The organism is Mesorhizobium sp. M1423, from assembly GCF_040317575.1.
GTDB lineage: Bacteria > Pseudomonadota > Alphaproteobacteria > Rhizobiales > Rhizobiaceae > Mesorhizobium.
Window position 1 is genome coordinate 101973 of sequence record NZ_JAMYKU010000015.1, and the last position, 18505, is coordinate 120477.

13 protein-coding genes and 1 pseudogene are annotated in these 18505 nt (G+C 64.2%); 10 read left to right on the forward strand and 4 right to left on the reverse strand.

The features are described from left to right. Positions 1 to 78: 78 nt before the first annotated feature. The 3 genes and pseudogenes from NKG95_RS19655 to NKG95_RS19665 all read left to right on the forward strand — a co-directional run bounded on the left by NKG95_RS19655 (position 79) and on the right by NKG95_RS19665 (position 5067). A complete protein-coding gene (locus NKG95_RS19655) occupies positions 79 to 1452 on the forward strand; it encodes a cytochrome ubiquinol oxidase subunit I (protein ID WP_353024196.1) in 1374 nt (457 codons plus the stop codon). After that, positions 1449 to 2431 (forward strand): annotated as a pseudogene (locus NKG95_RS19660) (cytochrome d ubiquinol oxidase subunit II). Before NKG95_RS19655 ends, NKG95_RS19660 begins: the two are co-directional and overlap by 4 nt. 101 nt (positions 2432 to 2532) lie before the next feature. After that, entirely contained in the window at positions 2533 to 5067 is a 2535-nt protein-coding gene (locus NKG95_RS19665) for a mechanosensitive ion channel family protein (protein WP_353042037.1), read from the forward strand. Between the two features lie 229 nt (positions 5068 to 5296). Here the strand turns inward: NKG95_RS19665 and msrA are convergent, their stop codons facing one another. From msrA to NKG95_RS19685, 4 genes are all read right to left on the reverse strand, one after another. Continuing rightward, positions 5297 to 6025 carry a peptide-methionine (S)-S-oxide reductase MsrA gene (msrA, locus tag NKG95_RS19670; protein ID WP_353042039.1) on the reverse strand — a complete coding sequence of 243 codons (729 nt, stop codon included), beginning with the start codon at positions 6023 to 6025 and terminating at the stop codon, positions 5297 to 5299. Between the two features lie 77 nt (positions 6026 to 6102). Beyond that, complete coding sequence (locus tag NKG95_RS19675) at positions 6103 to 6405, reverse strand: hypothetical protein (protein WP_353042041.1); 303 nt, start codon at positions 6403 to 6405, stop codon at positions 6103 to 6105. A 78-nt stretch (positions 6406 to 6483) separates the two neighbouring features. After that, positions 6484 to 7209, reverse strand: a complete 726-nt coding sequence (locus NKG95_RS19680; protein ID WP_353042043.1) for a DUF1223 domain-containing protein — start codon at positions 7207 to 7209, stop codon at positions 6484 to 6486. A 349-nt stretch (positions 7210 to 7558) separates the two neighbouring features. Beyond that, positions 7559 to 8656: a TadE/TadG family type IV pilus assembly protein gene (locus NKG95_RS19685; protein ID WP_353042045.1), complete on the reverse strand. Its 1098-nt coding sequence runs from the start codon at positions 8654 to 8656 to the stop codon at positions 7559 to 7561. Positions 8657 to 8814: 158 nt separating this feature from the next. Between NKG95_RS19685 and lepA the strand changes: the two genes are divergently transcribed. From lepA to NKG95_RS19720, 7 genes are all read left to right on the forward strand, one after another. Then, the gene (gene lepA, locus NKG95_RS19690; RefSeq protein WP_353042047.1) at positions 8815 to 10620 is read left to right on the forward strand and encodes a translation elongation factor 4; all 1806 of its coding nucleotides are present in this window, start codon (positions 8815 to 8817) and stop codon (positions 10618 to 10620) included. 173 nt (positions 10621 to 10793) lie between these two features. Further along, positions 10794 to 11318 carry a hypothetical protein gene (locus tag NKG95_RS19695; protein ID WP_352481393.1) on the forward strand — a complete coding sequence of 175 codons (525 nt, stop codon included), beginning with the start codon at positions 10794 to 10796 and terminating at the stop codon, positions 11316 to 11318. A 279-nt stretch (positions 11319 to 11597) separates the two neighbouring features. Beyond that, on the forward strand, positions 11598 to 11972 hold the full coding sequence (locus NKG95_RS19700) for a hypothetical protein (RefSeq protein WP_502913969.1): 375 nt from the start codon (positions 11598 to 11600) through the stop codon (positions 11970 to 11972). 614 nt (positions 11973 to 12586) lie between these two features. Continuing rightward, on the forward strand, positions 12587 to 13213 hold the full coding sequence (locus NKG95_RS19705; protein ID WP_353042049.1) for a CDGSH iron-sulfur domain-containing protein: 627 nt from the start codon (positions 12587 to 12589) through the stop codon (positions 13211 to 13213). Positions 13214 to 13299: 86 nt separating this feature from the next. Then, positions 13300 to 13674: an endonuclease domain-containing protein gene (locus NKG95_RS19710; protein WP_353042051.1), complete on the forward strand. Its 375-nt coding sequence runs from the start codon at positions 13300 to 13302 to the stop codon at positions 13672 to 13674. Between the two features lie 176 nt (positions 13675 to 13850). After that, the gene (locus NKG95_RS19715; RefSeq protein WP_353042053.1) at positions 13851 to 15878 is read left to right on the forward strand and encodes a hydantoinase/oxoprolinase N-terminal domain-containing protein; all 2028 of its coding nucleotides are present in this window, start codon (positions 13851 to 13853) and stop codon (positions 15876 to 15878) included. A gap of 290 nt (positions 15879 to 16168) precedes the next feature. After that, on the forward strand, positions 16169 to 18340 hold the full coding sequence (locus NKG95_RS19720; protein WP_353042055.1) for a malate synthase G: 2172 nt from the start codon (positions 16169 to 16171) through the stop codon (positions 18338 to 18340). Positions 18341 to 18505 lie beyond the last annotated feature (165 nt).

Sequence of the window (18505 nt, forward strand, 5' to 3'; positions counted from 1 at the left end):
CCTCGCGGCGGGACGCCGCTTTGACCGCCCGGCGCATGAAGCCTATCCTTGTACAAACAAGCAGCAGCTGGAGCCGCCATGGACCCGCTCATCCTGTCGCGCATACAGTTCGGCGCGAACATCTCGTTCCACATCCTGTTCCCGGCGATCACCATCGCGCTCGGCTGGGTGCTGCTGTTCTTCAAGCTCCGCTACAACGCGACAGGCGACTCCGCCTGGATGCGCGCTTATTTCACCTGGGTTAAGGTATTCGCGCTGTCCTTCGCCATGGGCGTGGTTTCCGGCGTCACCATGAGTTTTCAGTTCGGCACCAACTGGCCGGGCTATATGGAGACGGTCGGCAACATCGCCGGCCCGCTGCTGGCTTACGAGATCCTGACGGCCTTTTTCCTCGAGGCGGCGTTCCTCGGCATCATGCTGTTCGGCTTCCGCCGCGTCTCAAACCGCGTCCACACGCTGGCGACGGTGCTGGTAGCCGGCGGCACCACTCTGTCCGCCTTCTGGATCATCGCCCTCAATTCGTGGATGCAGACGCCGGCCGGCTTCGAAATTCGCGATGGTGTTGCGCACGCCACCGACTGGTGGGCCGTTGTCTTCAATCCGTCCATGCCCTACCGGCTCGTTCATATGCTGCTTGCTTCGGGGCTGACCGTCTCGTTCCTGATCGCTGGCCTGTCGGCGCTGCGCTATCTCTACGGCGATCGCTCGGAATCGATGTGGAAGGCGCTGCGCACCGGTGTCTTCGCCGCCGCGATCCTGATCCCGATCCAGATCTTTGCCGGCGACCAGCACGGCCTCAACACGCTTGAACATCAGCCGCAGAAGATCGCCGCCATGGAGGCCAACTGGAACACCGGTCCCAACGTGCCGCTGGTGCTGTTTGCGCTTCCCGACGAAGCGGCCAAGGAGAACAGGTTCGAGCTCACCATTCCCGACGGCGCCAGCCTCATCCTCAGGCACAGCGCCGGCGGCATCGTACCGGGGCTGAACGATTATGCCGGCAACCATCCTCCGGTGTTTCCGGTGTTCTGGGGCTTTCGCATCATGGTCGGCACCGGCCTGTTGATGCTCGCCGTCTCCTGGTCGGCGGCCTTCTTCCTCAAGCGCCGCCACAGCCTGCCTAAGCCGCTGGCGCTGGTCATGGTGCCGATGGCGCTGTCCGGCTGGCTGGCGACGCTGGCCGGCTGGTACACCACCGAGATCGGCCGCCAGCCCTGGCTGGTCACCGGCGTGCTGCGTACCGCCGATGCTGTCGGCCCGGTCGCCGGCAGCCATGTCGCGCTGTCGCTCGCGGTCTATCTCATCCTCTACGTGCTGCTGCTGATCGCCTATCTCGGCGTGTTGGTGCATCTGGCATTGAAGGCGGCGAAGGATGGTGACACCTCGCCGCTGCCGGGCGTCATGAACAGGCCGCTGTCGCAGCCGGTTGCGCAACCGGGAGAAACATCATGAGCTTCGACTGGCCGACCCTGTTGCCTCTGATCTTCGCCGGCCTGATGGGCCTAGCCATCCTGATCTACGTCATCCTCGACGGCTTCGATCTCGGCATCGGCATCCTGTTCGCCGCAGCCGAAGACACCGAACAGGATACGATGATCGCCGCCATCGGCCCGTTCTGGGACGCCAACGAGACCTGGCTGGTGCTGGCGGTCGGCCTGCTGCTGGTCGCCTTCCCATTGGCGCACGGCACCATCCTGACCGCGCTCTACATTCCGGTTTTCGTGCTGCTGGTCGGCTTGATCCTGCGCGGCGTCGCCTTCGATTTCCGCGCCAAGGTGCCGGCCGGCAGGAAGCACCGCTGGAACCGCATCTTCTTCCTCGGTTCGGTCATCGCGTCGCTGGCGCAGGGCTATATGCGGACGTCGGCCCTGGCGGCATGGCTTTCGGGGCGCTGGTGGCGCTCTGCCTTGCCGCCGCCTACGCGGCGATGGGCGCGGCCTGGGTCATCTACAAGACGGAAGGCGACTTGCAGAAGAAAGCGGTGCTGTGGCTGCGCACGGCACTGGTGCTGACCGCACTCGGCATGGTTGCAGTATCACTGGCCACGCCCTTTGCCAGCGCGCGCATCTTCGACAAATGGTTCGTCTGGCCGGCCATGCTCTATTTGTCGCCGTTGCCGATCCTGTCGGCAGTGCTGTTCCTGTGGCTGTGGCGCCAGACCTTTCATCTGCCGAAGCCCGACGATCGCCACGCGCTGCTCCCGTTCCTGACATTGGCCGCGATCTTCACGCTTGGCTTTGCCGGGCTCGCCTGGTCGTTCTACCCCTTCGTCGTGCCCGACCGGCTGACCATCTGGCAGGCTGCTTCGGCACCCGAAAGCCTGGCCGTCATCCTGGTCGGGACAGTCGTCGTGCTGCCGATCATCATCTTCTATTCGTTCTTTGCCTACCGCGTGTTCGGCGGCAAGGCGACGGATCTGACCTATGACTGACCGGCTTCGCCGGCGCCGGCCGAAACAGAATATTCATCTTCAAGCGGAATAACCTTCTCTGGCCGGCCCAGCAGAATCGCCGGCAGAAGAAGGGCAACAGAATGACCCCCTTTTTTGCGGCGAGACAGGATCGGCTGTTGCTGATGCTGATCCGGACGGTCGCGCTGGTCGGCGCACTCGCGCTTGCAGGCCTGCTGCCGGCCATGCCGCAGGCGCATGCGCAGGACGCGGCCAGCTGGACCGGCGTGTGGGACACGAAATGGCGCGGCGGCGGCGCCCAGATCAAGTTCGAGCAGACCGGCGCCGACGTAAAGGGCGTCTACCCGCTTTACAGCGGCCGTATCGAGGCGAAGGCCGAAGGCGACAAGCTTGTCGGCCACTGGTTCGAAGGCGACCGCCAGGGCGCCTTCACCTTCGTCCAGTCGCCTGACGGCGAAAGCTTCATGGGCCGTTTCGATGTCGCCACCGCCGAATGGTGGACAGGCGTGCGCGTCAGCGCCGTCGAGGACGTCCGTGTCGACCAGTCGAGCCCGATGAGCACCATGCGCTCGTTCCTGCAGACGATGAACGAGAGCGGCGCCGACAACGTGCCGCGCGCGACCGGCGGCGGCATGGGTCTTGCCGGTCTGGCAGCGGGCCTCGTCGACGTCACCGAGGCCGACCGCGGCGGCCTCAACATGCCCGATTACACCAAGCTCCTGTTCACCGTCATCGACAACGCGACGTTCCGCCTGTGGAGCCTGCCGCATGATACGATTGCCGGCGACGAGGTGACGGCGACGCTCCCGCAATATGGCACCAGGGTTTCCTTCGATCTCACCTTTCGCCGCAAGAATGGGGAGTGGTTTATCGTCGGGCCGCCACTTGGCCAGCTTCAGGCCAAGCTCGCCGAATTCCAGGAAGCGCGTGGCGAAGCCGTCGACATGGTGGACGATCCGAGCAGGCTCGCCTCGCCACGCGATACGTTCAAGGTACTGTTGAGCGGCCTCACCGAGGCCGGCGATCCGGCACAGGCGGCGCTCGACCTGCGCAACTACAGTCAGGCGGTGCGCGGCGACGAGGCGTTCCTGCTCGAGCGCTATCTCAAAAAGGTCATCGACCGCATCGGCTATGTCTACTGGCAGGAGATCCCCGACGACCCGAAGAGCAACACCCCCTTCATCTATTTCGAGCATCCCGCCGGCAACATCGTCATCGGCCCTGTCGAGACCGAGAAGGGCAAGATCTGGCAGTTCACGCCCGAGACGCTCGCCCACATCCGCGCGCTCTACGCCGACGTGGAAGACGTGCCGGTGGCGCCGGAGTTCGCTGCCTTCGCCAGCACCGACCCGTTCTTCATCGCCCGTGGCCTCGCCCGCGAGATCAGCCCCGGCCTGCTCACCCGCGCCGGACCGATGGAGCACTGGCAGTGGTGGATGCTCGGCCTTGCCGCAGTGGCCGGCATCGTCTTCGGCTTCATCGCCAATGCGCTGATTTCCTTGTTTGTGCGAAGGACGGACAGCTCGGCCTTCTTCCGCATCGTCGAATGGGCGGTGCGCTCGATCGTGCTTGGCTTCTTCCTGCTGTTGACGCTGCGCCCGCTCGGCCTGCCGCAAGTGGTCGCCGCCCCGGTCAAGGCAATCGCCTGGAGCCTGATCGTGATCGGTGCCGTGCCGGTGGTCTGGCACCTGATCGGCAAGGTCGCCGAACACTATCGTGGACTGTGGCAAGTGCCCGGCTACCACGACACGCTGATTTCGCTGTCCACCGGCGTCGCGCGCGTCGCCGTGCTGGTCGTCGCCTTCCTGCTGTTGGCCGAAGTGCTCGCCATCCCCTACGAAGGCGTCATTGCCGGTCTCGGCATCGGCGGTCTGGCGGTGGCGCTGGCGGCGCAGCCGACGCTGCAGAACTTCCTCTCCGGCCTGACGCTCTATGCCGATCGGCCGGTCAGCGTCGGCGACTTCTGCAAGTTCGGCGACCAGTCCGGCACGATCGAGCATATCGGCATGCGCTCGACACGCATCCGGTCGCTCGACCGCACGATCATCTCGGTGCCGAATTCGGATTTCGCCGGTATGCAGATCGAGAACTACGCGCATCGCGACCGCACCCGGTTCGCGACGACGCTGCAGCTGCGCTACGAGACCACGCCCGATCAGCTGCGTTACGTCCTGGCCGAGCTGCGCAAGCTGCTGATCGCCCATCCGCGCGTCGTCGACGAGCCGTGCCGCGTGCGCTTTGCCGGCTTCGGCGCCTATTCGCTCGACATCGACGTGTTCACCTACGTCAAAACCGCCGACGTGGCCGAGTTCCAAGCCATCCGCGAGGACATCCTGTTGTCCATGATCAACATCATGGATGATGCCGGCGCGCAGTTCGCCTTCCCCTCATCGCTGGAATACAGAGCCACCGACCTTCCGATCGACGACGAAAAACGCATCGCCGCGGAGAAAAGGGTCAGCGATTGGCGCGAGACGGAAAACCTGCCTTTCCCCGACTTCAGCCAGATCGACAAATTCGCGTTCAACAACACACTTGCCTACCCGCCTGAGGGCTCGGCGCATTATCGTGAGACAGAGCCCGACCCGGACTCGGCCGAGGCAAAGGCGACGCTGGAGAAAGTGCGCTGGAGCCTGCCCTGGAAAAAGGGGGTTTAGGTCGTTTGCGCAGAGGCGTCGGCGATCCTTCGCGCCCCCCTCTGGCCTGCCGGCCATCTCCCCCGCAAGGGGGGAGATTAGCAGTTTCAGCGCTCCGCTCGTCCTGAACGTTGGAGATTTGGTGAAGGTCGAGGTGATAGCCAATCTCCCCCCTTGCGGGGGAGATGTCCGGCAGCCAGAGGGGGGCGCTGTCCCGCCGACGCTTCCAGTTTAGGCAGGCCCCAAAAGCTCAGCTCTTGTTGGCGGCCAGCACCAGCACCGGCTTTTCGCTGTAGAGGTTGGGGAACAGCCGCTTCAGATTCTCGACCTTGGGCAGATCATTGTAGACGATATAGGGATAGGTCGGGTTGAGCGTCAGGAAGTCCTGGTGATAGTCCTCGGCCGGATAGAAGGTCTTGCCGGTCTCCAGCGTCGTCACGATCGGCTTTGCAAACACCTTGGCCCTGTCGAGCTGGGCGATGTAGCTTTCGGCGATCTTTTTCTGCGTGTCGTTTTCGGCAAAAATCGTCGAGCGGTACTGGGTGCCGCTGTCCGGCCCCTGGTAGTTCAGCTGCGTCGGATTGTGCGCCACCGAGAAATACACCTGCAGCAGCTGGCCATAGCTGACTTTGGATGGCTCGTAGGTGATCTCGACGGATTCGGCGTGGCCTGTCCGGCTGGTGCCGACCATTTCATAGACGGCCGTGTCCTTGTCGCCGCCGGCATAGCCGGAGACCGCGCTGGTTACGCCGTTGACGTGCTGGAACACGCCTTGGACGCCCCAGAAGCAGCCGCCGGCGAAGACCGCCTTTTCGGTCCCGGCGGTGGCCTTCTCGTCCATTGCCGGCGGCGGGATCACCACCGCGTCTTCGGCCGAGACTGCCGGCGTCTGCCAGAACACGGCAGCGGCGGCCGTGAGGATGAGCGCGGCAAGTGCTGTTTTTGCGAAAATCGACGATCGTTTCAGGGCGCCGGTCATGTCTGATCTCCCATGATGCTGGTGTGGATTATACGACGGATAGATCCGCCGGGCTCTCACATTGCTGTGCGCATCGCCTATTTGGCCGGAGCCATGGCATCGCAGGCCTTGGTCGCCTCTGCCTTCTTCATGGCGTCCGTCTCGGCGGCGGCCTTGTCCATGCAGTCGGCCTTCATCGGATCGCCCGCCTTCACCGCAGTTGTGGCCATTGCATCAGGCGCCATGGCGCCGGCCGGCTTCATGGCATCGGTTGCCGGCTTCATGGCGTTTATCGCCATCGCCGGCTTCATCGCATCTTCGGCCCGCGCCGCGCCTCCGGCGAACAGCGCCGTCGAGCAAAGTGCGAGGGCGAGTGCCGCCAGGGTCAGGTGATTGGTCATGGTGGTCTCCTTGGGTTATGGCAGGGTTGATCGCATGCGGCGGCGCCGCTGCGGCGTTGCGCAAATTCGGAACGGGTTCTAATTCGCAGCGGCACCGAGGATCGGCCCGCCGCCCGGCACCTGGACCAGCACCGCGGTGCTGAGGCCGCTTGCAGCGGCCGGCAACGGCAGCGCGGTGGCGTCGCCGGTCCAACTGCCCAGCCTGGTCAGCGAATGCACGACATTGGCGTGCGGCAGCGTGCGCCCGGTGTTTTCGCCGCGCGCCACCGGCACCTCGACGACGCCTTGCCGGTAGTGAACCAGCCAGACATCGGCCCTGCCGCCGGGCACCGGACCGGCGCCAATGCTGACCTTCCCGCCGGCGAGCGACAACGAAGGTCCGTCGGCGTGGCCGCCACTCGAAATCAGCTGCTCGATCTCGCCCGGCCTGGCGCCGACCGCATCGGCCTTGCCGTTGACCACCACTTGCGGCGTGAACGGGCCGGAACGGCCGAGCGACGGCTCGTAACTGACCTGGCGCTGCGTGAATTCTTCTTTGCCGAATGTGTCCTTCCAGCCGAGATAGTCCCAGTAGGTGACGTTGAAGGACAGCGCCAGCACGCCGGGCTGGTCCTTGACCTTGATCAGATTGGCGTTGGCCGGCGGACAGGACGAACAGCCCTGGCTGGTGAACAACTCGACGACGGTCAGCGTCTGGCCGGCAGCCACGCTGGTTGCCGAAAACCCGATTGCCGAAAACAAAGTCGCCGAAAAAAATGCTAGGGAGAGCCCGACAAGGGCCGTGCTGCGTTTCGATCCGGTCATCGCTGTCCTCTTGTGCGGTTCCATGTCCACACTTCGCCGCCGACGCACGGTTCGTTACAGCATCACCGCTTCGTGATTGAGGAGAAGTCCAAGTTTTTCGTCTTAGGGATTGGCGAGAGCCGAGGCGACATCCGATCTCCCCCCTTGTGGGGGAGATGTCCGGCAGGACAGAGGGGGGCGCCACCGAGCGTCATCCTACGCGGACGCCGAGTAACGCCAACTCGATGCTAGGATGGGCCAAGCGGATTGGAGGTTGCCAGATTTGCAAATTACGAGAGCCGCGGGACAGCGCCCCCCTCTGGCCTGCCGGCCATCTCCCCCACACGGGGGAGATCGGCACTTGGCCCGGCTATTGCGTAAGCACGGTCTCCGAAGGCCGCTTGTTGAAGGCGCATTTGCCGGTCACAAAATAGGAAAAATCGGCGTCACCTACGGTGTTGTTGGTAAGTGATCCGCCATCTTCCCACGCTTGGCTGCCGGTGATGCCGCACGGCACGGCCGTAAAGATGTCCACGATCGTATTGGCTGGCGTCTTGATCTTGTCGATGAACAGCCGGTCGGACGTGGCCTTGTCGTCTGATCGCAGGGTTTCTTTCGTGCCTGATTGCAGATAGCCGCCGCCAAGACCAGGACCAAATCTGAAATCAAGACCAGGATTGGGATTCGGTATCTTCATCTCCAGATAGAGGTTATCCATGTCAGTCACATTGACCACCGCGCCGGCGCCGGTATTGACGCAGGTGGTCGCGTATTTCCGGCCGATGGAGTCGGTCTGGACGATCGTGGTGGTGGGCAGGCCGTAGAAGCTGTACACCGTGATGGTCGTGCATACTTGGCTCTGGACCAGCGTCTCCGTTGTCCCGTTGATCGTGTATGCAGAGGTTGTTCCGTAGCCCTTCGGATCGCCAAACTTGTTATGTACGTAGACGATCTTCATCAGCTTATTGGCATTCGTCTCACCGAATTTGGTGCCGTAGAGCGTCATCGTCTTGTCCCACCAGCCCGAGACCTTGTCGATCTTGAACGTCGCCTCGATCAGTGCCGGCCGCTTTCTCACCGCCGACGCAACGCCGACCTGCACCGTGTTGATCTTGACGATCTGCATGAAACTCGTCGGCATGGCGAAGCCAGCCGAAGCCTTGATGCTGGCAGCGCCGTCGGTGGCGACGACGAAGCTGTCGAGCTTGGCCGTGCCTTGCCCGCCATTGGCCAGGTATGCCTCCTGCAGCTTCACCTGGCGGTCCGCCAACGTCGTGGTCGTCTCCAGCGTCGTGATCGACAGCGATGCTGCATCGAGCGCATTCTGCATCGAGGCCCTGGTTGAAACCGCCGAGGTATAGTCGATGGAAAAACCCAATGCGGCAACCATCGGCATAAGCAAGATGGCGAGCATTGGCGCGAACGAGCCGCTCACCGATTTGAGAAATTTGCGTGCTGACAGCGGCATTCCGACCCCCCAAACGGCGATAGGCAAGTGGGGCTATCACGCCGGGCGCAAACTATGCTCTAATCTCATGGATCAAAGTTTAACGACTTTGCCGCCCCGCCGCCCCGTCCGCGCCCCGCCGCTTGCCGATGTACCGTGCCCCTGCTAAAGCGCGCCGCATGACCACGCCGATCAAGAACATCCGCAACTTCTCCATCGTTGCCCATATCGACCATGGCAAATCCACGCTTGCCGACCGGCTGATCCAGTCGACCGGCGGGCTGGAGCTGCGCGACATGAAGGAGCAGGTGCTGGACTCGATGGACATCGAGCGCGAGCGCGGCATCACCATCAAGGCGCAGACGGTGCGGCTGAAATACCGCGCCAACAATGGCGAGGATTATATCCTCAACCTGATCGACACGCCCGGTCATGTCGACTTCGCTTATGAAGTGTCGCGCTCGCTTGCCGCCTGCGAGGGCTCGCTGCTGGTCGTCGATGCCTCGCAAGGGGTCGAGGCGCAGACGCTGGCCAATGTCTACCAGGCCATCGACAACAACCACGAGATCGTCGTGGTGCTGAACAAGGTCGACCTGCCCGCCGCCGAGCCCGAGCGCATCCGCGAGCAGGTCGAGGAGGTGATCGGTATCGACGCCTCCAACGCCGTGCTGATCTCGGCCAAGACCGGGCTAGGCATTCCCGATGTGCTCGAGGCGATCGTCAACGATCTGCCGCCGCCGCGCGAGGGCGACATCACGGCTCCATTGAAGGCGATGCTGGTCGACTCCTGGTACGACGCCTATCTCGGCGTCATCGTGCTGGTCCGCATCATCGACGGCGTGCTGAAGAAGGGCCAGACCATCCGCATGATGGGCACCGGCGCCAAACATCTGGTCGAGCGCACCGGCGTCTTCACGCCCGCCCGCATCAATGTCGACGAGCTCGGCCCTGGCGAGTTCGGCTTCTTCACCGGCTCGATCAAGGAAGTGGCCGACACGCGCGTCGGCGACACCATCACCGAGGACAAGCGCCAGACGGCACAAGCCCTGCCCGGCTTTAAGCCGGCGCAGCCGGTGGTGTTCTGCGGCCTGTTCCCCGTCGACGCCGCCGATTTCGAAGACCTGCGCGCCGCCGTCGGCAAACTGCGCCTCAACGACGCGTCCTTCTCCTTTGAAATGGAAACCAGCGCCGCGCTCGGCTTCGGTTATCGCTGCGGCTTCCTCGGCTTGCTTCATCTCGAAATCATCCAGGAGCGGCTGGAGCGCGAGTTCAACCTCGACCTCATCGCCACCGCGCCCAGCGTCGTCTACCGCCTGCTGTTGAACGACGGCACGGTCAAGGAACTCCACAACCCGGCCGACATGCCCGACGTGGTCAAGATCTCCGCCATCGAGGAGCCATGGATCCGCGCCACCATCCTCACCCCCGACGACTATCTCGGCGGCATCCTGAAGCTATGCCAGGACCGGCGCGGCATCCAGGCCGACCTGTCCTATGTCGGCAAGCGCGCCATGCTGATATACGATTTGCCGCTCAACGAGGTGGTCTTCGACTTCTACGATCGTCTGAAGTCGATCTCCAAGGGCTACGCCTCCTTCGACTATCATTTGACCGACTACAAGGAAGGCGACCTGGTGAAAATGTCGATCCTGGTCAATGAGGAGCCGGTCGACGCGCTGTCGATGCTGGTCCACCGCACGGCGGCGGAAAAGCGCGGCCGCCAGATGTGCGAGAAGCTGAAGGAACTGATCCCGAACCATCTGTTCAAGATCCCGATCCAGGCGGCGATCGGCGGCAAGGTCATCGCGCGCGAAACCATCTCGGCGCTGCGCAAGGATGTCACGGCCAAATGCTACGGCGGCGACGTCTCGCGCAAGCGCAAGCTGCTCGACAAGCAAAAAGAGGGCAAGAAGCGGATGAGGCAGTTCGGCAAGGTGGACATCCCGCAGGAGGCGTTTATCCAGGCGCTGAAGATGGGGGATTGAACGGGGTTACGCCCATTTCCCCCGTGGCCGGGCTGTTCCCAATTTCGAGCTGACCGAACCGCCTCCCGATGCGATTAAATATGCGCCGGCCAATGCCCTTCGCTTTAGGCAGCGGGCCGCCATTGGAGAAGGTCCCGTCTTGAAGTATCCTTGAGCTTGGAAGGGAGGTCCCGATGCGTCCCGCCAGCCCTGCTATCTCCGACACGATCGCCGCGATCGGCCTTGCCATCGGCGGCGCGATGGGCCTCGTCGGCACCTTCGTCGAGAGCGCGTCCCTTCGCGAAACACTCTGGACGATCGACGGCGTCGCACTGGTGGTAGCAACCGCGCTGCTGACGATGAAATATCAGCGGCTGGGCAATGACTGCGTGGCGGCCGGATTTCTGACCTTTCTCGCCGGCGAGAGCCTGCTGCTCGCCGGCAATGCGGCGGGGCTTGAGGCCAGCGTGCCCTCCTATGTCGGCGGTATCTCGCTCTGGGCGGCGGCGCTGGTCATGGTCAGCGCGCCGAAAACCTTCGCCCTGTGGATGCGGCTCACCGCTGTCGTGGCGGCTGTGCTGTTCGTCGTCTCAGTGGGCCTGATCCTCTGGGGCACCCCTTTGCTGCCGACCTCGGCGCCGCTGCCCGCTGCCGGATATCCCTTCCTGGTGCTCACATTCATCGGCTGGATATGGACCCTGCTGAAGCCCGATCGTTGAGCCCGTCGGACCGCCCCTCTCCGGCAGCTTCGCGGCCACCTCTCCCCCACCATGTGGGGGCGAGGAACCCAGGTCTTGTGAGGCTTCGGCGATTGGCGGTTTCCTCGCCCCACGAAGTGGGGAGAGGTGGTTTGCGAAGCAAACCGGAGAGGGGTCTTCCTTGGCAGCCTCGCGCGTCTTGCGACGCAAATGCCGCAATCACCTCTTCCACCCTTCAACCCGCCATGCCATGTTCCCCCGCGCGGCCGAGCAGGCCGTTTCATTCCGGGGGGAATCATCATGTTGTCTTACGCTTTCGCGCGCCGCGTTGCCGCTGCGCTGTTCATCGTCGGATTGTTTGCGCCAGCGGCGCACGCCGGCGATGTCACTTTCGAGATCAAGAACAGCCATCCCAACGCCATGCGCGTCGAGCTCTACAGCCAGGATCGCGACTATGTCTGGCCGGGCAACAATCAGGATTATTATCTCAACGACGGCGAGACCAAGTCGATCCCGCTGTCCTGCAATGACGGCGAATCGATCTGCTACGGCGCCTGGGTCGATGGCGACGACAGCACCTACTGGGGCGTCGGCCCCGCCAACAAGGAAAAATGTGACGATTGCTGCTACACCTGCAGCGGCGGCGAGACCGAGGAAATCGATCTGGTTCCGTGAGTTGCCTGTCTCCCTCTTGTTGGGGGGCAATCGCGTATGGGCAAGTGCGCCCTCACCCGGATTGCCGACCGAATTGCGAAGGGCAATTCGGAGCAATCCGACCTCTCCCCGAGGGAGAGGAGGTCGCCTGCGCTGGCGCCAGGCTCTTCTCCCCGGCGGGAAGAAGGTGGCCGCCCAACGGGTCTTGCCTCCGGCAAGCCCGAGGACAGGCTCCGCGGCCGGATGAGGGGGACTTCATAGGCGATTGCTCCATTCTTGCGGAGAGAAGCCAGCGCAAAGCGGGCAGGGGCGTCCCGCCAACGTCAGGCCGGCAACGCCGGAATTTCAAAGCTGAAACAAAAAACCCGCCTCGGCGGGCGGGTCGTCGATGCAAATCACCACCATACCCAAATTATTAGCATAGCTGCCGGCACAAAGCAAGAACAAAATGTGGTGCAGCGAGCAAAAAAACGCGAATTCCCGAGGTAGGTGCTCAAAGAGTTCGTGAAGCTAGAGTTCCTTCGCGCCCCCCTCTGTCCTGCCGGACATCTCCCCCACGAGGGGGGAGATCGGCCGCCCTTGACGCCGTCCGGGTCGCCGCCATAGCGTGACGCTTGAACTAAGGAAGGGCACCCATGGCCGGCAGGGTCGAAAGCGAGAAGATCGATATCGGCTTTTCCGGCCGCCACTGCATCCATTCGCGCAATTGCGTGCTGGGCGATCCGCATGTCTTCGAGCCCAACGCGCCCGGCCAGTGGATCCACCCGGAGGCAGCCAGCGTCGAAAAGGTCGTGGCGCTCGCCGAAAACTGCCCGTCGGGCGCCATCACCTATGTTCGCAAGGATGGCGGGCCGCAGGAACAGCCGCCGGCGGTCAACACCGTGCGCATCCGGGAAAACGGCCCGCTGGCCCTGCATGCCGAGATCGTGCTGGGCGGCGAGACGTTTTTTCGCGCCACGCTGTGCCGCTGCGGCGCTTCGGAAAACAAGCCGTTCTGCGACAGCGCCCACACCAAGGCTGGCTTTGCCGCCACGGGCGAACCGGCGCTGAAGGACACGCCGGCGCTGGAGGTGCGGAATGGTCCGCTGACGGTGACGCCGACCACCAACGGTCCGCTCAAGCTCGAGGGCAATCTCGAAATCGTCACCGGCACCGGCCACACGCTCGATCGCACGCAGCGCACCTTCCTCTGCCGCTGCGGCCATTCCGCCAACAAGCCGTTTTGTGATGGGACGCACAAGAAGGTGGGGTTTGTCGGGTAGGTGGTCGAACCGCCAATCTCCCCCCTCGTGGGGGAGATGTCCGGCAGGACAGAGGGGGGCGCCGTAGAGCGCAAATTTCACAAACAATGCCTCACACGCCACTGCCTCCAAAACATCGTGCAAACGCCAGATCGATGCGTAAGGTCATGACATCAGCTGAATTGAAGCTCTGGAACGAGCTTCGCGCGCACCGGCTGATGGGACTTGGCTTCCGGCGTCAATTCCCAATCGCAGGTTACATCGTCGACTTCGCTTGCCCGGACAAGAAACTTGTCGTCGAAGTCGACGGCTCCCAGCATACCGAAGCCGATGCTGTTGCCAGAGACGAAGCAAGGACAGTGCGCCTGGAACAGGACGGCTGGACCGTCCTGCGTTTCTGGAACGACGACATCGTGCGCGACATCGACAACGTCTGCCAGCATGTTGTGATTGCGGCTGGCCTGGGGCGTGCGTCTGAATGACCGGCCGGAGCGGCTTGTAACCACGGCAAGGCCGGCGGGACAGCGCCCCCCTCTGGCCTGCCGGCCATCTCCCCCACGAGGGGGGAGATCGAACTCCCATCTTGGCCCAGCCATCACGGCTTTATCGATCGACCGGTATCCGCTAAGGGGCGGAGACGAATTCTCCGGACCCGCCAATGACCGCCAAGCTCAAACCCTCCCCCCTGTTCCTCGGCATAGACACCGGCGGCACCTACACCGACGCCGTGTTGTGGTCTGAAGCCGGCGGCCCCGGCGGAAAAGTGCTGGCCAAGGCCAAGGCGCTGACCACCCGTCACGACCTGGCGGTCGGCATATCGGGCGCGGTCGATGCGGTGCTGCAAAAAGCCGGCACCGACCCGGCGGCGATCAAGCTGGTGTCGATGTCGACGACGCTTGCCACCAATGCGCTGGTCGAGGGCCAGGGCGGGCGCGTCGCGTTGGTGATGATCGGCTTTGCCGAAGGCGATCTGGCCCGCGACGGGCTGAAGGCGGCGCTCGGCACCGATCCGGTGGTGTTCTGCCCCGGCGGCCACGATGTCCATGGCAATGCGGCAAAACTCGATCTGTCCGGGCTGGAGGCAGCTTTGCCGGAACTGGAAAAATCGGTGTCCGGCTTTGCCGTCTGCGCCTATTTCGCCACCCGCAATCCGGCGCATGAGCTTGCCGCCCGCGACCTGATCCGCGACAGGACCGGCCTGCCGGTCACCGCCAGCCACGAGCTGTCGGCCAAGCTCGGCGGCCCGCGCCGGGCACTGACGACATTGCTCAACGCCCGGCTGATCTCGATGATCGACCGGTTGGTCGCGGCAACCGAAGGTTTTTTGGCCGCGCGCAAGATCGCCGCCCCCCTGATGGTGGTGCGCGGCGACGGCGCTCTGGTCTCGGCCGCCTTCGCCCGCCAGCGGCCGATCGAGACCATCCTGTCCGGCCCGGCCGCCAGCCTTGTCGGCGCCCGCCACATGACCGGCCTCGACAATGCCGTGGTCTCCGATATCGGCGGCACCACCACCGACGTCGCGGTGTTGGACAAGGGCCGGCCGAGGCTCGATCCGGAAGGCGCCACCGTCGGCGGCTTCCGCACCATGGTCGAGGCCGTTGCCATGCGCACTTTTGGCCTCGGCGGCGATTCCGAAGTGGCGCTGGAGGACGGCGCGCTCAGCCCGAAAATCCTGCTCGGGCCGCGCCGCCTGGTGCCGCTGGCGCTGGCCGGCATGGTGCATGGCGAGGCCGTCACATCAGAACTGGAACGCCAGCTGCGCGCACCCAATCCCGGCCGCATGGATGGCCGGCTGGCGGTCAGGACCGGGGTGCCGGAGCGGCTCGCCGCGGGGCTGACCGGTGCTGAAGCCAAGCTTTACGAGCTGATCGGCGCCGTGCCGCAGGCTCTCGACAGATTGCTGACCTCGAATGCCCAGAACGCCACCTTGAACCGGCTGGTGTCGCGCGGGCTGGTGCATGTCGCCGGCTTCACGCCGTCGGATGCCGCCCATGTGCTGGGCAGGCAGTCCAATTGGGATCCGGCCGCGGCGCGTCTGGGTGCCGAGCTGTTCGCGCGCAGGCGCGACGGCCGCGGCCAGTTCATCGCCGCCTCGCCGGAGGCGATCTCGGAACGGGTGCTGACCACGCTGACCCGCCTGTCGGCGGAAGTCATCCTCGAAACCGCCTTTGCGGAGGATGGGCTGGATGGCGCGGCGACCGTCGCCCACGCCCTGGTCCAGCGCGCCGTCGACGCGCATCCCGGCATCGCCCGGCTCAGCGTCGCGCTCGACCGTCCGGTCATCGGCCTCGGCGCCTCGGCGCCGCTGCATTATGCCGGCCTGGCCGAGCTGGTCGGCAATGACTGCGTGGTGCCGGAGGATACCGACGTGGCCAATGCGCTCGGCGCCGTCGTCGGCCAGGTCCGGGTTTCGGCAGAGGCGCGGGTCAGCCAGCCCAAGGAAGGGCTGTTCCGCGTCGCCTCGGGCGAAAGCGTGCGTGATTTCAACGACGAGGCGGCGGCGATCGCCGCGGCGGAGAAAGATGTGCGCGCTATCGCCGCCGGGCGGGCGAAGGACGCCGGCACCGACAGCGCCGAGATCGAAATCGCCAGCGAGTTCCGCGTCTCCACCGTCGAGGGCCAGCGCATGTTCATCGAGGCACATGTCGTGGCGGTCGCGTCGGGCAGGCCAAGGATTGCGGTGTGATTAGCCGATCTCCCCCCTCGAGGGGGAGATGTCCGGCAGGACAGAGGGGGGCGCTGTCCCGCCAACGTCTCAGTCTTTCGCGGTAACACCTCAGACTTGCGGCTGGTCGTAAATGGCAAGGTCGGCGATCCTTCACGCCCCCCTCTGCCCTGCCGGGCATCTCCCCCACAAGTGGGGAGATTGGCAGCTCCTGCAACGGCGAAAACGCCCTACCTTCACCTATGCCGAATTGACCCTGCAACCGCGACATGCCAAAGGCCCGGCCTAGCCTTTCGTCTGGAGAAGCCCTGATGACCGATCGCGTCGAGATCGCCGGATTGCGGATTGCCCGCGAGCTTCATGATTTTGTCGTGAACGAGGCATTGCCGGGCACCGGCATTGAAGCGGAGGCATTCTGGAGCGGTTTTTCGGCGATCGTCCATGATCTCTCGCCAAAAAACCGGGCGCTGCTCGAAAAACGCGATGCCATGCAGGACAAGCTCGACCGCTGGTACCGCGACAATGGCGCGCCCGTCGACATGGAGGCCTACAAGAGCTTCCTCCGCGAGATCGGCTATCTCCTGCCCGAGGGGCCGGCCTTCAGCGTGACGACCGAAAATGTCGACCCGGAAATCGCGCTGGTCGCCGGGCCGCAGTTGGTGGTGCCGGTGATGAATGCGCGTTATGCGCTGAATGCCGCCAATGCGCGCTGGGGCTCACTGTATGATGCGCTCTACGGCACCGACGCCATCCCGGAGACGGACGGCGCCGAACGAGGCAACAAATTCAATCCGGCGCGCGGCGCCAAGGTCGTCGCCTGGGCGAAAAGCTTCTTCGACGAGGCGGTGCCGCTCACGACAGGCAAATGGGCTGGCGTGAACGGGCTTTCGGTGGCCAACGGCATGCTGCGGCTGGGCGAGGGCGGCGGCGCCACCACGCTTGCCGATCCCAAGCAGTTTGCCGGCTATCACGGTGATGCCGCCGACCCCGAAGCCGTGCTGCTGGTCAAGAACGGCTTGCACATCGAAATCGTCATCGACCGCAACAACCAGATCGGCCGCACCGATCCGGCCGGCATTGCCGATGTCGTGCTGGAATCGGCGCTGACAACCATCCAGGACTGCGAGGATTCGGTGGCGGCCGTCGATGCCGAGGATAAGGTGCTGGTCTACCGCAACTGGCTCGGCCTGATGAAGGGCGACCTGGCGGAAGAGATCACCAAGGCCGGCAAGAGCTTTGTCCGGAGGCTCAACGCCGACCGCACCTATACCGCGCCCGATGGCGGCACGCTGACCGTGCCCGGCCGCTCGCTGATGCTGGTCAGGAACGTCGGCCACCTCATGACCAATCCGGCGATATCGGACCGCGACGGCCACGAGGTGCCGGAAGGCATCATGGATGCGGCGATTACGGCGCTGATCGCGCTGCACGATGTTGGCCCGAACGGGCGCCGCGCCAATTCTCGCGCCGGCTCGATGTACATCGTAAAACCCAAGATGCATGGGCCGGAAGAGGTCGCCTTCGCCGTCGAGATTTTCGACCGCGTCGAAGCGCTGCTCGGCATGGCGAAAAACACCATCAAGATGGGCATCATGGACGAGGAGCGGCGCACCACCGCCAATCTCAAGGAGGCGATCCGCGCCGCCAGGGACCGCGTCGTCTTTATCAACACCGGCTTCCTCGACCGCACCGGCGACGAGATCCATACCTCGATGGAAGCCGGCCCGATGATCCGCAAGGGCGACATGAAGCAGGCCGCCTGGATTGCCGCCTATGAAGCCTGGAACGTCGATACCGGGCTCGAATGCGGGCTGGCCGGCCACGCCCAGATCGGCAAGGGCATGTGGGCGATGCCCGACCTGATGGAGGCGATGCTGGTCGAGAAAATCGCGCACCCCAAGGCCGGCGCCAACACCGCCTGGGTGCCGTCGCCGACGGCGGCAACCCTGCACGCCACGCACTACCACAAGGTCGATGTCCACGCCGTGCAGCAGGCGCTGAAAAGCCGGCCCAAGGCGAAGCTGGATGACATATTGTCGGTGCCGGTCGCGGTGCGGCCGAACTGGTCGCCCGAAGACATCCAGAAGGAGCTCGACAACAACGCACAAGGCATTCTGGGCTACGTCGTGCGCTGGATCGACCAGGGCGTCGGCTGTTCGAAAGTGCCAGATATAAACGACGTCGGCCTGATGGAGGACCGTGCCACGCTACGCATTTCCTCGCAGCACATCGCCAACTGGCTGCATCACGGCGTCTGCACGCCCGACCAGGTCATGGAAACGATGAAGCGCATGGCGGCGATTGTCGACCGCCAGAACCAAGGCGATCCGCTCTACCGGTCGATGGCGCCGGATTTCGACAAGTCCATCGCCTTCCTCGCCGCCTGCGACCTCGTCTTCAAAGGCCGCATCCAGCCCAACGGCTACACCGAGCCGGTCCTTCACGCGCGGCGGCTGGAACTGAAGGCGAAGCAGGGCGCTTGAGGCGAAGGTTAGCAGGCATGACGGACAGACCCCAAGGACGGCGGACGGGGTAGCGCCGACGTCCCCCTCCCCCTTGAGGGGAGGGTGGCCCGAAGGGCCGGGAGGGGTCTTGCGTGAAGTGCGCCGACTCCCATTCCGGCGACAAGAACGGGAACGAGGATTGTC